Genomic DNA, 13,332 nt, shown 5'->3' with positions numbered 1-13,332 from the left:
GTTCAAAAAAAGGATAAGTAGGTTTATTAGGTTACAAAATAGTGGTTTTGAAATAAAAACTCTGTTAAATCAACTACTAAAACGTTAATCTAGCCTACATAGTATTACAACCTACTAAGAAACAATCATTATATATTCAAAGAAAAGCCCTACATGATAGTTTGTATTCCTGCTTCCTTAATTGATTTAAAACCACCAGCGACATCCATCAAATTGTGTATTCCTCTACTCTTTAAAATAGAAGCGGCTATCACAGAACGATATCCTCCGGCACAATGAACATAAAAAGTTGTATCCCTTGGAAATTCATTAAAGTGATTATTTATCAAATCAAGCGGAGTATTGTTAGCTCCCTCTATATGAGCGGCAGAAAATTCATTCTGTTTTCTAACATCAAAAACAGGAGTAGTATCTGTTAGTAGGTTCTTAAAAGTATCTGCAGGAATAGAATCTAAAGTATCTATTTCTCTCCCTTCTTCTTGCCAAGCTTCAAAACTTCCTTTTAAATACCCTAAAGTATTATCAAATCCTACTCTAGAAAGTCTGGTTACTGTCTCCTCTTCTCTTCCTTTAGGTGTTATCAATAATATAGGTTGCTTTACATCTCCAATCAAAGCTCCGACCCAAGGCGCAAAACCTCCATCCAAACCTATAAAAATAGATCTTGGTACGTGACCATTTACATAATCATGTTGATGACGAACATCTAGAATAACCGCACTTGTCTCATTTGCTAACAATTCGAAATTTTCAGAAGTCAATTCACGTGTACCGCGCTCTAAAACTTCCTGGATATCTTCATATCCTTCTTTATTCATTTTTACATTTAAAGGAAAATACGAAGGTGGAGGAAGTAAACCATCCGTAACCTCTTTTACAAACTCTTCTTTAGTCATATCAGATCTCAAAGCGTAATTCGTTTGTTTTTGAACACCAAGAGTCCCTACTGTCTCTTTACTCATGTTTTTTCCACAAGCCGATCCCGCTCCGTGAGCTGGATATACAATGACATCATCAGATAAAGGCATAATCTTAGTTCGCAAACTATCAAATAACATCTCTGCCAATTGTTCTTGAGTCATATTCGCTCCTTTTTGAGCAAGATCTGGTCTTCCTACATCTCCTAAAAACAAAGTATCTCCACTAAAAATAGCATGATCCTTTCCCTTTTCATCTTTTAGTAAATATGTTGTGCTTTCTAGCGTATGACCTGGAGTATGTAATACTATAATGGTCACGTCTCCTACTTTAAATTCCTGTCCATCAGTTGCTATAATTGAATCAAAAGAGGTTTTAGCTTTAGGACCATACACAATAGGTGCTCCAGATTCTTTGGAAAGTGTGACATGGCCACTCACAAAATCTGCATGAAAATGAGTTTCGAAAATATACTTTATGTTCGCATTGTCCTCTTTGGATTTCTCTATATAAGGTTTTATCTCTCTTATTGGATCTATAATAGCTGCTTCGCCATTACTCTCAATATAATATGCTCCTTGCGCAAGGCAACCAGTATACATTTGTTCAATTCTCATTTTTCCTAGTAATAAAATATCAAATAATTTTTCAAAGGTATGATTAATTAAAAATACCGCATAATAGTCTTTTATTTATATAGGCAAATTGGAATTTTTCTAAGCAGTGCTATTTTGGTCTTAATGACATTTATCATAAAAATCTAATATAATTCATCATACTTTTATTTAAAATTTATTATCTCCTATATGCTCAATCGATACTTACCTATTTTTATTATACTCGCCATCATTTCGGAAATTTTGGGCACTGTAGGCGGATTCGGTTCCTCTGTTTTTTTTGTTCCGGTAGCAAATTTCTTCTTAGACTTTCAATCTGTACTTGGATTAACTGCTTTATTCCACCTATCAAGTAATGTAACCAAGATTGCTTTATTTAAAAAAGGATTGGATAAGAAGCTAGTTATATCACTAGGTATTCCGGCAGTTCTTTTTGTTTCTATTGGTGCATTATTAAGTAAATATGTTGATCCAAAAATCTTGACTTGGTTTCTTGGTTTCTTCTTAATTAGTTTGAGTTTACTATTCTTGATTTTTACACAGCTTAAAGTAAAATCTACCACAAAAAATGCTATAATTGGAGGTACATTATCAGGATTAAGCGCTGGGCTTTTAGGCACAGGAGGAGCGATCAGAGGTATTACCATGGCGGCATTTAAAATGAACAAAGATAAATTTATTGCCACTTCCGCAATGATTGACTTAGGAGTAGACTTTAGTAGAACTATAGTCTATTATTTTAATGGTTATATGAATAGAGAAGTTTTATATTTAACTCCCTTTCTGATAGTAGTGAGCATATTAGGTACTTGGATTGGAAAAAAAATATTAAATAAAATTTCCCAAGAACAATTTCGAAAATTTGTGTTATTCCTGATATTGGCAATAGGAATAGTAAGTATCATTGTTAATTTATGATTTTAAAAGTTTAGGAAGATACTCTAAAGCTTTACTATCACGTTTTTCAAAATACTCTTCAGCATATTCTTTTAACCAATAATTATCAATAAAATTAATAAATATTGGCAACAAATGATTCTTATACTGTTTCACCTCTACTTCCAAACCACTAGGCAGTCTATGCATATACATTTTATATTCGCGATTATATTGTGGAAACTTTTCTTCTAAATATTTATCGAAATGAATCGCCACACTAATATCTGGTCGTATCTCTTTTCCATCTAAAGCATAATTTGGTAAAATATACCCTTCTTTTTCAAAACGTCCATACAATCTTATAAAAAGCTCACTCAAAACAGAAAAATGACCAGGTGCTACTCGATCCCAATTGTCATTGAATCTAATTACAAAATTAGGGATTTCTAATCGTTTAGTATGATAGTAACCTCTAACTCTAATAAGTGGCAATACCTCATTAGTGACCCATTTTTTAAACTTTTTAGCACTTTTAGAGTCATTACTAAAAATTAACTCATATAAAGCACTTTCTGATATCAAATTTACCATTTGCATTTGCCCATCTTTATAAACCTCCGTAGCAAAACGATCTTCGGGATCCAAAGAATTCCAAGTATCTATTGGATCAAAAATGCCCATAAGAATGCTAACATCCTTCATAACAAACCAAACTTGACCATCAATTTCTATAGATCCGAGTTTCTGGAAGTAAGTCGTATTTCTTTTCTTGGTGATTTGCGTATTCATATCCAAATATTGTATAATTAATTTTTCTTAAGAGGCATTTACATATGAAAGTAATTCATAAACAAGAAAAGCTGGCCAAACAAATGCTTTAAGAACACCTATTATACCTACCCAAAAGCTTGTTGCCTGACTTACATAATATATTAATGCACCAATAATTCCTAAACCATAAACAGTATTAGATGAGGCATTTTTTTGTACTCTTTCTTTCATTATAATGTGTTTATAATTTTAACTTTTTTGCATTCTCCCAATAGCACAACTCACATAAGATTTAGCTTTTCTACCTAAATTGTTGCTATCATTAACCAGTGGATATCCAAGTTTAGTTAGTTCTTTCTGTACAGTTTCTATACCATCATCAGTATCATAATTAAAAGACACTGTACAAGTATCAGTATTAACAGATATCTCTTTAATTCCTTCTAGAGTATGTAGTTTTTTTGCAATTGTACTCTCACAACCACTACACTTCAAATTTTGAATTTTTACTGTTGTTTTCATAATCAAATTTTAAAAACATAAAAATAAAGACACAGGTGTTTTTTTACTATGATAATTATCAGTCTTTAACGTAGATAAATCTGATTAATATCATTTTTAATCAAAAACTGCAAATCTATCTTTATAAAAAATTTAGTACTAACTCTATGACAAAATCCCTTAGAATAGTAGGAAGAGTAAAAGCTTTTTTTATAGAAATTGGTGACTTATCATATTTTTCATTTCGATTTTTTAAAGAAGTATTCAGTAAGCCGTTTGAATTTCAAGAATTACTGCGTCAATGTTATCATATAGGCAATCGGTCTTTATTATTGGTTGGTGTAACAGGGTTCATTCTAGGGTTAGTTTTTACATTACAATCTAGACCTACGCTAATGGAGTTTGGGGCAGAATCTTGGATGCCTTCTATGGTTGGAATATCAATCGTTAGAGAAATTGGTCCTGTAATTACAGCTCTGATATGCGCAGGACGCATAGGTTCCGGAATGGGTGCGGAAATAGGATCCATGAAAGTTACTGAACAAATCGATGCAATGGAAGTATCTGGAACAAACCCTTTTAAATATTTAGTAGTAACACGTATAACCGCAACAACCTTAATGCTTCCGTTACTGATTATTTTTGGAGATGCTATTGCGTTATTTGGATCAGCTATAATAGAAAACATAAAAGGTGCTGTTTCTTATCAATTGTATTTTAATCAGGTTTTTGATGCGATAAAATTCAGTGATATCATCCCTGCTACGATAAAATCTTTCTTTTTCGGTTTTGTCATAGGACTTGTAGGGTGCTATAAAGGGTATCATTGTAAAAAAGGAACTGCTGGCGTTGGAGAGGCATCTAACTCAGCAGTGGTATACACTTCCATGCTGTTATTTATCATTGACTTTATAGCGGTATTTGTATCTGATATATTTTTTGAAATCTAATATGATGAAAAAACAAGTAAATAAATTCCCGATTTTAGAACTTAAAGAGTTACAGAAAAGTTTTGGCAGCAATAATGTTTTAAACGGATTCAGCTTACAGCTATTCGAAGAAGAGAATTTGGTAGTTATGGGTAAATCGGGTTCAGGTAAGTCTGTAATGATTAAATGCCTGGTCGGTTTAATGCAGGCAGATAAAGGAAGTATTAAAATTAAAAATCAGGATATCACCGTCTTGGGTCAAAATGAACTAGATCTACTCCGAACAGAAATAGGTTTTTTATTCCAAGGAAGCGCCTTATATGACTCAATGACTGTAAGAGAAAATTTGGAATTTCCATTACGTAGGCATAAAGAAAAATTAAAGATGAAAGAAACCACAGAAGATCTAATTATCGAAGCATTAGAAAACGTAGGTTTAGTAGAGGCTATAGATCTTATGCCTTCTGAACTTTCTGGTGGTATGCAAAGACGTATTGCTTTAGCAAGAGCTCTAATTTTAAAACCAAAAATCATTTTATATGATGAACCTACAACTGGATTAGATCCTATTACGGCAAAAGAAATTATTCAATTAATGAGAAACATTCAGAAGAAATATAAAACATCATCTCTGATAATAACACATGATGTAGACTGCGCTAGGGTAATTTCTAACAGGATAATTCTATTAGTAGATGGAATCAATTATGCAGAAGGAACATATCAAGAATTAATACAATCAAATGATCCTCAGGTAAAAGCTTTTTTTAAACATTAAGTACAAATCAAACCAAACGTTATGCAAAAATCAGTTTCACAAAAATTAAAACTAGGTGTTTTTATAGTACTAGGTACATTATTACTGGTAACTGCACTTTATTTTATAGGAAATAAACAACATCTCTTTAGTAGCAATATTAAGGTCCTATCCCAATTTGCCAATGTTAACGGTTTAGAGATAGGGAATAATGTTAGGTATTCTGGTATAAATGTCGGTACCGTAAGTAAAATTGAAATAATAAGTGATTATCAGATTATAGTTGAGATGATGATACAAGAGAATATTAAGAAACATATTAAAAAAGACGCTGTAGCTACTATTGGTTCCGACGGTTTAGTTGGTAATATGATCATAAATATTATTCCAAGAGAAAGTAAATTATCATCAATTACTTCTGGAGACACAATACAATCATATAGCAGAATTGGTTCAGATGATATGCTTACAACATTAAATGTTACCAATGAAAATGCTGCCCTATTAACCGCAGATTTATTAAAAATAACCACCGAGATTATCGATGGTAAAGGTACACTAGGCTTATTAATAAATGATTCGACAATGGCTCAAGACCTTAAACAAACAATTTTTCAATTAAAAAAAACCAGTTCTGGAGCTTCAAATGCAATTAGCGAGCTTAATCAAATAATTTCTTCTATCAACAAAAATGAAAGTGTAGCCGGTGTTTTATTATCTGATAGTATATCTGGAAAAAAAATGAAAACGATTGTTTCTAATTTAGAGCAATCAAGTTTTGACATTAATAAGGTTACTAAAAATCTTGATTCTGCCTTAACGAATGTAGTTTCCGGAAAAGGAGCTCTGCATTATTTAACAGAAGACGAATCTTTAGTTAAAAATATAGATACAACGATTAATAATATAAAAGAAGGAACAGATCTTTTTAACCAAAATATGGAGGCGCTAAAACACAATTTCTTTTTTAGAGGGTATTTTAAAAAACTCGAAAAGGAAGAAAAGAAAAAAGACAATTAAATCAAAAACTTGTATTATGAAAATTGAACATCTCGAAGAACACGTAAATGACTATAGAACCTCAATTAAAACTGTTGTAGACAAAAGGTTACTTTGGAAAACAAAGACAAAAGGTCTACTCATCAAAACACTAAAAACTATAGTAAAACTATACGATATTGGATGGAAAGTACAAGAATTAAGTTGGATTCATAATAATGAAGCTATCAACATTACTTTTGACTCCTTCCCTAATGAATTAATAGATTGTACTAATTTGATTCCTGCATATCAATTCTTACCAGGTGGAGCATTGATTTTTTCTCAATCATATAACGGCGATATTTATATTTTCATGTTATTTCCTGAAATTGAAAACCTACCCAAAGAAAACAATGTAGTAGAATTAGGTACCTATACCCCAGAAACAATATCCGAAAAATTGATTATCGAAAAGGTCGATGAATTTCTGAAAGAAATGATACGTTGGGAAGTACCTTCTGTTAAAAGCAAGGTTGGTTATTGATATCTTATAAAAAGAGGGTGATATAATAATTCAGTAAAAGCTATGAAATAAAGCGGGTTAAAACAATTTACCAATTAATCTTATGTTAAGATCTCATATCTTGAAATCTTTGCTTTAAAATATTCTAACTTCTGTCCATTAATATTCCAAATTCCTGTCATCGAATTAGGAAGTAAGAACCCATCATAACTTTTATACGCTCCTATTTCTCCTATAAAATTTTCTAGAATAGTATCTCTATATCTTTTAGTTTCGAAATGATCTATTAAACCGTTCTCAGCAAAAAAGAAAAACCCTTCAATAGTAAGATTTCCTTTTACCATAATAGCCTTTACACTCCTAGTGCTTATAGTTTCCCATGAAATATCAGAATCCAAAAATCCAACAGGAAACCATATCAATTCTCCTAAGTACCTCGCTAAAGAACTCTGATCTACTTCTCGACCAAAGAACCGAGCTATATTTTTAAAACCAAAAAAACTAACTTTCACTTCTCCCTTATTATTTATGCTCTTATCTCTGATAAATATTGGAAAACTTTTTGCTTTCCAGATAAACCCATAATTAACTGAAGACATATATTGAACAGCTGTAAAGCTTATCCATTTCTTATCTATACTGGCTCTGATTTTACCAGCTTGATTGAATACGACATTGCAATATTTTGGTTTTCCCAACACTCCTACTTTAATCAAATAATTTTTTACCAAATCAGGAAGTCCACTCATATCCTCTAATGAAATCTTTACATTAGACTTATTATTAAGACCAAGGAGAACTGCTTTTTCTTGTTCTACATTATTATTAAATAACAAAAAACCAATTACACCTACTAATATTAATATTATCAAGAATCCACCTATTATCCATAAAACCATTTTTCCTATTTTTTAAATACTATCACAGTCTATTTTATGATTCGACCTGTCTGATTTGTAAAATTTAAATCAAGTATAACTTCCAATAAGGATAATCACTGTTCCTCATTTAATTATTTAAAATATTAAACTTATTATCCGAATTACAACTATCCAAATTTCATAGAAAACACAATGTTTTGGAATGACATTTATCATATTTAAAAACAAAGAGAGCCATTATTTTTGAAATAAATTTAAAGATCACTATAGTTATGGACGTATCAATTTTTTTAGCTAAATTCTGGGGATGGTATCTTCTCATATTCTTTCTTATACTAAGTTTTAATACCACTCGTATAAAACAAGTTTTTGAAAATCTGAAAGATCAAAAATTCTTGATAACTACCTCTTTTGTAGCTATCATTATTGGATTACTCAATATTCTTTTTCATAACATATGGGAACCAAATTGGAAATTTATAATCACCGCTATAGGTTGGATTTCATTAGGGATAGGATTAGCACTATTTATTTTTCCTGAAGGAACTACAAAGTGGCTAGAATTCATTAACATAAAGCTAGTGCAAATATTATATGTTTTATTATTCTTAATTGGAATTTTCTTACTCAACATATCCTATCAATTAGTACCATATTAATAGTATAAAAACGCAAGTACGCACATAAAAAGCTGAAGAAATCAAAAGATAAAGAAAAACTATAGCCTACTAAAAATCTTATACTTTGAGTGCCAACTAAAGCATCTTATTAATGAAAAGAAAAAAAATGAATAACTTATTATTGGTAATAGGATTGATATTAGGAATTTGGATGACTCTTTCCATTGTTGTAAGAAAAAAAGGAGCAAAAAGAGTATCATTTATAGGCTCATCTACCAATGAATATAAAGCACTAATCATTTATGATCCTGATCCAATTTACAACCTAGACGAAAAGATTAGTCGGTCCTTTGCTAAAGGCCTAGCTGAAAATGGATGGTTATCAACATTATCAACTGTAACTTCTACATCAGAAATAAAGGAAAAAGAACAATTTGATCTTTACGTATTTTGCTCAAACACTTACAACTGGGCTCCTGATAAGGCTATAAAAGAATACATTAATAACAGTAATCATCTAAAAGAAAAAAAAGTGGTTGCAATTACTTTAGGGAGTGGTGCAACAAAAAGATCACAACGAATACTCGAAGAATTAATAAAAAAAAGAGGAGCAAAATTAATGGGATCCAGAGAATTTTGGCTAATGAAACCTAATAACGAATCAAAATCGAAAAGATCTAACATTAAGATTGCTGTAGAAATGGCAAATACTTTTGGAAAAGAAATTGCTAAAAAAATTAAAAACTAAAATTACTTACTTATGAAAACAAACATTCAGTTCGTACAAATGCCAACAAGTGAATATATGGAAGGTTATGTACAAGAAAAATTAGAAAAATTATATAAAAAATATGATTGGATCATTAAATCAGATGTATTTTTCAAAAAAGAAAACGATCCCAAAGGAAATGGAAAAATATGTGATGTTGAATTAAGTTTATCAGGTCCAAAAATATTCGCTACATCTAACGAGAAGAATTTTGAATTAGCTGTTAAAGAAACAATTAGCGATCTAGAAAAACAACTCAAAAAGAGAAAGCAAGAGATGAAACCATATATCTAAATATTTATTAGAAATTCATAGAGGGTATTAAGGAGAGTCTTAATACCCTTCTCTATATCTTGATACGATAAAGAAATTATAAATTCAAACTCAAAAACCGATGGTATTTTTCACTTTCATTACTTCGGTTTTGATTTCCAAAAACCATATAAAAGTTGTCCAAAAAAGTTTTTAGGCACTTTTTCATCTCCGGGAAAACCTATTTCGATAGTACCACTATTCTCCGGTATGTAATTCGTTTTAAAAATATAATCCCATACACTCAAACTAATTCCAAAGTTAACACCATAGGAATCTTTTGGTAGTGCATAAGAGTGATGGTATAAATGCATAACTGGATTATTTAAAATATACTTCATAGGTCCCCAAGTAATTTTAATATTTGCGTGATTAAAATGCCCTATAGTAATAGCTACGAAATGTACAATATAGGCTTGCTCCGGTTCAAAACCTCCTAGAATCATTACTCCAATAGTTTTCAAAGGTTTATAAAATATATTTTCCATCCAATGATATCTAAGATGAGCCGCAAAACCCATTTCCTTGACTGAATGATGAATCTTATGAAATCTCCAAAGAAAGGGATATTTGTGAAGTAGCACATGGGTAAACCACTGAACAAAATCCAAGATGATAAAAAAGACAATTAATTGTCCCCACATTGGTAAATCAGAAATATCTAAAAGTGTCAAACTTTTAGCTGATATTCCAACATCTGCGAAAAACACTGCAATAAGTTGATAGAACCCACTAATTACAATCGCAAAAACGAAAAAATTGAAGAACATATAAAACCCATCTAACCAAAAATCTTTTCTAAAAACAGACTGTTCTTTTCTCCAAGGAAATAGTACTTCCAAACTCCAAACCAGCAATGAAATTACTATCAGACCCCAAAAATAATTTGTATACCAAGGCACTTCTAATAGTATTGAATTCCAGGTCCACTGGATATTATTGATAAAAGCATCAATAAAGGCATTGATATACTTCTCCATAGCATAAAATTTTATAGAATAACGGATACTATTCTGTCGTCTAAAACATTAAAACATTTCTTTTCTTACCTCATCTAATCAACGAAATAATTTCACAGCTTAAAAGTATAAAAAGTGAATACTTCTTTCAGTAACTTATGTTACAATATATAAATACAGAAAAACCATCTTTATAAAAACTAATAACGAATTTCAAACATTGTATAAGGTAAAACATCACCTTCTTCTATAGAAACATCAGTAACTTCAGCCAATTCTGGTCCTTTACCACACCAATCTAAGAATGTTTTTAGTTGTGTCTTATTCCCTTCAACCTCTATATAAACATTACCATCAGACATATTCTTTACAATTCCTCTTACATCTAATTCCCACGCTTTTTCTAAGGTACTTTTTCTGTACCAAACTCCTTGTACTTTTCCTTTTACAACTATATTATAATGTTTGACCATATTACTTTGTCATTAAAACTTCAATATTATACAATATACCTAAAGTTCGAAACAACTATAAAACATTTAACTATTCTTATAAATATGCATGATAATAAAACTATCACGAATTGTAAGTATGAGAATTATCATATTAATTAATCTAAACATCTTCTACTTTTGATTTTGTAAAACAATTAGATATGAAAAAAATTCTTGTTCCAATAGACTTTTCTGAGAATTCAGAATATGCATTACGTGTTGCAGCTTCAATTGCAAAGCAACAACAAGCAGAAATTATTGTGCTACACATGCTTGGTTTATCCGAAGCAATCTTAACTAAAGACGAAGCACAAGAAACTGCTGAGGCCATTTATTATTTAAAACTTGCCGAAAAAAGATTTAGTACATTTTTAAATAAAGATTTCCTAAATGGAATTAAAGTAACAGAAACAGTACAAAACTATAAGATATTTAGTGAACTAAATGAAGTCGCAAAGGAAAACAATGTAGATCTTATCGTTATGGGCTCCCATGGAAGCAGCGGATTAAGTGAAGTATTCGTTGGATCGAATACCGAAAAAGTGGTTCGTACTTCCGATGTCCCTGTGCTAGTAATTAAACATAGAATTGATGAATTTATAATTAAGGAAGCTGTCTTTGCTTGTGACTTTAAAATAGAAAACATCAAAGCTTATAATAAAGCAAAAAGATTGTTTGAATTATTAGATGCTACATTACACTTAGTTTATGTAAACTTACCAGGTGATCGATTTAGGAATTCTAATCAAATTGAAAAACGCATTAAAGACTTTCTTTTTAAGGCGGATTCTGGAAATTTAGAGAATTTTGAAAATGTATATGTCCAAAATGATTATTCTGTCGAAAGTGGAATTTTTAACTACTGTAAAAAAGTAAATGCTGATATTATTGGAATACCAACTCACGGAAGACAAGGAATATCACACTTTTTTAATGGAAGTATTGGAGAGGATATTGCAAATCATGCTAATGAACCCGTTATTACGTTTAAGATTTAGGATTATATAAGTTTTTATAGTACTCTATCAAGTCTTCTGAAAAAAGTATTTTCAGAAGACTTGATTTTTTCTTATAAAATACCTAAGGCTATTTCAACCATTTTGCTAAAAGTAGTTTCTCTTTCTTCAGAAGAAGTTCTTTCTCCGGTAACTAAGGAATCAGAAATCGTTAAAATTGCTAATGCTTTTACATTAAATTTTGCTGCAATTGTATACAAACCTGCCGCTTCCATTTCGACACAAAGCACCCCATATTCTGCCCATTTTTTATAGGAATTAAAATCATCTTCATAGAACTCATCTGCAGATAATACATTTCCTGCTTTTATGGGAATACTATGTTCATTAGCATACTTGACAGCTTTCATTAACAAATCAAAATTTGCTGTTGGAGAGTAATCCGAATTGATAAACCGAGAATTATTAATTCCAGAGGTAGAAGAAGCTGCCATGGCAATCACGATATCTCTTAGTTTAACTTCCTTCTGATAAGATCCCGAAGAACCTACCCTAATTAAGTTCTTTACTCCAAAATCATTTATTAATTCATGACAATAGATTAATGAAGATGGAATGCCCATTCCAGTTCCTTGTACGGAGACTTTTTTGCCTTTATAAGTTCCTGTATATCCAAACATACCACGCACTTCATTATAACATACCAGGTTATCTAAAAATGTTTCTGCAATCCATTTTGCCCTCATAGGATCTCCTGGTAACAAAACAGTTTCTGCTACCTCACCTCTCTTTGCTGCGATATGTGTACTCATAAGCGATTATTTTGAAGTTACCAAAGCTACACTAGAAGAAGTACCTAATCGAGAAACTCCCATATTGATATATTGCACTGCGGTTTTGGCATCTCTAATTCCACCTGAAGCTTTTATCTGGATTGCATCCATCGCAATCTCCTTCATTAACCTTATATCTCCTAATGTTGCTCCTCCATCTCCAAAACCGGTAGATGTTTTTATAAAATCCGCACCTGCATCAATAGATAATTGGCAAGCGATTTTCTTTTCCTCTTCAGTAAGATAACTATTCTCCAAAATTACTTTTAGCACATTATCTCCAATGGCTTTTTTGATCAAAGCAATTTCATCCTGAACAATTTTATGATAACCGGATTTAAGTAATCCTATATTTAGCACCATATCTATTTCATTTGCTCCATCATCAATACACTGTTTAGCTTCAAATACCTTAGCTTTAGTAGTCATGGCTCCTAAGGGGAATCCAACTACAGCTGCAATTTTAATATCTGATTTCATTAATTCGCTACAAGCTAAACCTACATAAGCACCATTAACACATACTGAATAAAAACCATATCGTTTAGCTTCCGTACATAATTTCTTAATATCCTCTACAGTAGCTGTCGGTTTTAAAAGGGTATGATCTATATATTGATTAAGTTTCATGG

The 13,332-nt window shown here is 31.1% G+C and carries 18 protein-coding genes; 9 read left to right on the top strand and 9 right to left on the bottom strand.

Features of this window, described 5'->3' with window-relative positions; genetic code table 11:
* Nucleotides 1–149: 149 nt before the first annotated feature.
* Nucleotides 150–1,535 (bottom strand): rhodanese-like domain-containing protein, encoded by a 1,386-nt coding sequence (locus D1815_RS21600; RefSeq protein ID WP_118389375.1) that lies wholly within the window; start codon nucleotides 1,533–1,535, stop codon nucleotides 150–152.
* Between the two features lie 189 nt (nucleotides 1,536–1,724).
* Between D1815_RS21600 and D1815_RS21595 the strand changes: the two genes are divergently transcribed.
* Nucleotides 1,725–2,453 carry a sulfite exporter TauE/SafE family protein gene (locus D1815_RS21595; protein ID WP_027395755.1) on the top strand — a complete coding sequence of 243 codons (729 nt, stop codon included), beginning with the start codon at nucleotides 1,725–1,727 and terminating at the stop codon, nucleotides 2,451–2,453.
* Here the strand turns inward: D1815_RS21595 and D1815_RS21590 are convergent.
* Genes D1815_RS21590 through D1815_RS21580 form a run of 3 tightly spaced genes read right to left on the bottom strand, consistent with a single transcriptional unit; the run spans nucleotide 2,448 to nucleotide 3,707 of the window.
* The gene (locus D1815_RS21590) at nucleotides 2,448–3,203 is read right to left on the bottom strand and encodes a Bro-N domain-containing protein (protein WP_027395756.1); all 756 of its coding nucleotides are present in this window, start codon (nucleotides 3,201–3,203) and stop codon (nucleotides 2,448–2,450) included. The two genes, D1815_RS21595 and D1815_RS21590, sit on opposite strands and share 6 nt — an antisense overlap.
* Before the next feature lie 27 nt (nucleotides 3,204–3,230).
* Nucleotides 3,231–3,416 (bottom strand): hypothetical protein, encoded by a 186-nt coding sequence (locus tag D1815_RS21585; RefSeq protein WP_027395757.1) that lies wholly within the window; start codon nucleotides 3,414–3,416, stop codon nucleotides 3,231–3,233.
* Nucleotides 3,417–3,434: 18 nt separating this feature from the next.
* Entirely contained in the window at nucleotides 3,435–3,707 is a 273-nt protein-coding gene (locus tag D1815_RS21580; protein ID WP_027395758.1) for a heavy-metal-associated domain-containing protein, read from the bottom strand.
* A gap of 146 nt (nucleotides 3,708–3,853) precedes the next feature.
* Here D1815_RS21580 and D1815_RS21575 point away from each other — a divergent pair, with 146 nt between their 5' ends.
* The 4 genes from D1815_RS21575 to D1815_RS21560 are packed head-to-tail and all read left to right on the top strand — an operon-like array spanning nucleotide 3,854 to nucleotide 6,897.
* Nucleotides 3,854–4,636: an ABC transporter permease gene (locus D1815_RS21575; protein WP_027395759.1), complete on the top strand. Its 783-nt coding sequence runs from the start codon at nucleotides 3,854–3,856 to the stop codon at nucleotides 4,634–4,636.
* A 4-nt stretch (nucleotides 4,637–4,640) separates the two neighbouring features.
* Complete coding sequence (locus D1815_RS21570; RefSeq protein ID WP_027395760.1) at nucleotides 4,641–5,393, top strand: ABC transporter ATP-binding protein; 753 nt, start codon at nucleotides 4,641–4,643, stop codon at nucleotides 5,391–5,393.
* 21 nt (nucleotides 5,394–5,414) lie between these two features.
* A complete protein-coding gene (locus D1815_RS21565) occupies nucleotides 5,415–6,392 on the top strand; it encodes an MlaD family protein (protein ID WP_027395761.1) in 978 nt (325 codons plus the stop codon).
* A 16-nt stretch (nucleotides 6,393–6,408) separates the two neighbouring features.
* Complete coding sequence (locus D1815_RS21560) at nucleotides 6,409–6,897, top strand: hypothetical protein (RefSeq protein ID WP_027395762.1); 489 nt, start codon at nucleotides 6,409–6,411, stop codon at nucleotides 6,895–6,897.
* Nucleotides 6,898–6,977: 80 nt separating this feature from the next.
* Here the strand turns inward: D1815_RS21560 and D1815_RS21555 are convergent, their stop codons facing one another.
* Complete coding sequence (locus D1815_RS21555) at nucleotides 6,978–7,775, bottom strand: DUF6544 family protein (RefSeq protein WP_118389372.1); 798 nt, start codon at nucleotides 7,773–7,775, stop codon at nucleotides 6,978–6,980.
* A gap of 254 nt (nucleotides 7,776–8,029) precedes the next feature.
* On the opposite strand from D1815_RS21555, the gene D1815_RS21550 reads away from it, so the two are divergent.
* The 3 genes from D1815_RS21550 (at nucleotide 8,030) to hpf (ending at nucleotide 9,440) form a co-directional block, all read left to right on the top strand.
* Nucleotides 8,030–8,416, top strand: a complete 387-nt coding sequence (locus tag D1815_RS21550) for a hypothetical protein (RefSeq protein WP_118389370.1) — start codon at nucleotides 8,030–8,032, stop codon at nucleotides 8,414–8,416.
* 112 nt (nucleotides 8,417–8,528) lie between these two features.
* On the top strand, nucleotides 8,529–9,125 hold the full coding sequence (locus D1815_RS21545) for a hypothetical protein (RefSeq protein WP_120650493.1): 597 nt from the start codon (nucleotides 8,529–8,531) through the stop codon (nucleotides 9,123–9,125).
* Nucleotides 9,126–9,137: 12 nt separating this feature from the next.
* Nucleotides 9,138–9,440 (top strand): ribosome hibernation-promoting factor, HPF/YfiA family, encoded by a 303-nt coding sequence (gene hpf / locus D1815_RS21540; protein ID WP_027395766.1) that lies wholly within the window; start codon nucleotides 9,138–9,140, stop codon nucleotides 9,438–9,440.
* A 119-nt stretch (nucleotides 9,441–9,559) separates the two neighbouring features.
* Here the strand turns inward: hpf and D1815_RS21535 are convergent, their stop codons facing one another.
* Both D1815_RS21535 and D1815_RS21530 read right to left on the bottom strand, forming a co-directional pair.
* Nucleotides 9,560–10,438, bottom strand: coding sequence for a sterol desaturase family protein (locus tag D1815_RS21535; protein ID WP_027395767.1), 879 nt, complete (start codon nucleotides 10,436–10,438; stop codon nucleotides 9,560–9,562).
* A 179-nt stretch (nucleotides 10,439–10,617) separates the two neighbouring features.
* On the bottom strand, nucleotides 10,618–10,890 hold the full coding sequence (locus D1815_RS21530) for an acylphosphatase (RefSeq protein WP_027395768.1): 273 nt from the start codon (nucleotides 10,888–10,890) through the stop codon (nucleotides 10,618–10,620).
* Between the two features lie 182 nt (nucleotides 10,891–11,072).
* Between D1815_RS21530 and D1815_RS21525 the strand changes: the two genes are divergently transcribed.
* The gene (locus D1815_RS21525) at nucleotides 11,073–11,909 is read left to right on the top strand and encodes a universal stress protein (RefSeq protein WP_118389366.1); all 837 of its coding nucleotides are present in this window, start codon (nucleotides 11,073–11,075) and stop codon (nucleotides 11,907–11,909) included.
* A 71-nt stretch (nucleotides 11,910–11,980) separates the two neighbouring features.
* On the opposite strand, the gene deoD is transcribed toward D1815_RS21525, so the two are convergent.
* Nucleotides 11,981–12,679 carry a purine-nucleoside phosphorylase gene (deoD, locus tag D1815_RS21520; protein ID WP_118389364.1) on the bottom strand — a complete coding sequence of 233 codons (699 nt, stop codon included), beginning with the start codon at nucleotides 12,677–12,679 and terminating at the stop codon, nucleotides 11,981–11,983.
* A 6-nt stretch (nucleotides 12,680–12,685) separates the two neighbouring features.
* On the bottom strand, nucleotides 12,686–13,330 hold the full coding sequence (gene deoC, locus D1815_RS21515; RefSeq protein ID WP_118389362.1) for a deoxyribose-phosphate aldolase: 645 nt from the start codon (nucleotides 13,328–13,330) through the stop codon (nucleotides 12,686–12,688).
* Nucleotides 13,331–13,332 lie beyond the last annotated feature (2 nt).

It is taken from the genome of Aquimarina sp. AD1, assembly GCF_003443695.1.
Classification (GTDB): Bacteria; Bacteroidota; Bacteroidia; order Flavobacteriales; family Flavobacteriaceae; genus Aquimarina; species Aquimarina latercula.
The sequence above is the reverse complement of the archived record's forward strand: the minus strand, read 5'-3'. Positions and strand labels throughout refer to the sequence as shown.

Bases quoted from the DNA above. Each gene is read 5' to 3' on its own strand.
- D1815_RS21600 (WP_118389375.1), bottom strand. From the start codon at position 1,535: ATGAGAATTGAACAAATGTATACTGGTTGCCTTGCGCAAGGAGCATAT.
- D1815_RS21595 (WP_027395755.1), top strand. From the start codon at position 1,725: ATGCTCAATCGATACTTACCTATTTTTATTATACTCGCCATCATTTCG.
- D1815_RS21590 (WP_027395756.1), bottom strand. From the start codon at position 3,203: ATGAATACGCAAATCACCAAGAAAAGAAATACGACTTACTTCCAGAAA.
- D1815_RS21585 (WP_027395757.1), bottom strand. From the start codon at position 3,416: ATGAAAGAAAGAGTACAAAAAAATGCCTCATCTAATACTGTTTATGGT.
- D1815_RS21580 (WP_027395758.1), bottom strand. From the start codon at position 3,707: ATGAAAACAACAGTAAAAATTCAAAATTTGAAGTGTAGTGGTTGTGAG.
- D1815_RS21575 (WP_027395759.1), top strand. From the start codon at position 3,854: ATGACAAAATCCCTTAGAATAGTAGGAAGAGTAAAAGCTTTTTTTATA.
- D1815_RS21570 (WP_027395760.1), top strand. From the start codon at position 4,641: ATGAAAAAACAAGTAAATAAATTCCCGATTTTAGAACTTAAAGAGTTA.
- D1815_RS21565 (WP_027395761.1), top strand. From the start codon at position 5,415: ATGCAAAAATCAGTTTCACAAAAATTAAAACTAGGTGTTTTTATAGTA.
- D1815_RS21560 (WP_027395762.1), top strand. From the start codon at position 6,409: ATGAAAATTGAACATCTCGAAGAACACGTAAATGACTATAGAACCTCA.
- D1815_RS21555 (WP_118389372.1), bottom strand. From the start codon at position 7,775: ATGGTTTTATGGATAATAGGTGGATTCTTGATAATATTAATATTAGTA.
- D1815_RS21550 (WP_118389370.1), top strand. From the start codon at position 8,030: ATGGACGTATCAATTTTTTTAGCTAAATTCTGGGGATGGTATCTTCTC.
- D1815_RS21545 (WP_120650493.1), top strand. From the start codon at position 8,529: ATGAAAAGAAAAAAAATGAATAACTTATTATTGGTAATAGGATTGATA.
- hpf (WP_027395766.1), top strand. From the start codon at position 9,138: ATGAAAACAAACATTCAGTTCGTACAAATGCCAACAAGTGAATATATG.
- D1815_RS21535 (WP_027395767.1), bottom strand. From the start codon at position 10,438: ATGGAGAAGTATATCAATGCCTTTATTGATGCTTTTATCAATAATATC.
- D1815_RS21530 (WP_027395768.1), bottom strand. From the start codon at position 10,890: ATGGTCAAACATTATAATATAGTTGTAAAAGGAAAAGTACAAGGAGTT.
- D1815_RS21525 (WP_118389366.1), top strand. From the start codon at position 11,073: ATGAAAAAAATTCTTGTTCCAATAGACTTTTCTGAGAATTCAGAATAT.
- deoD (WP_118389364.1), bottom strand. From the start codon at position 12,679: ATGAGTACACATATCGCAGCAAAGAGAGGTGAGGTAGCAGAAACTGTT.
- deoC (WP_118389362.1), bottom strand. From the start codon at position 13,330: ATGAAACTTAATCAATATATAGATCATACCCTTTTAAAACCGACAGCT.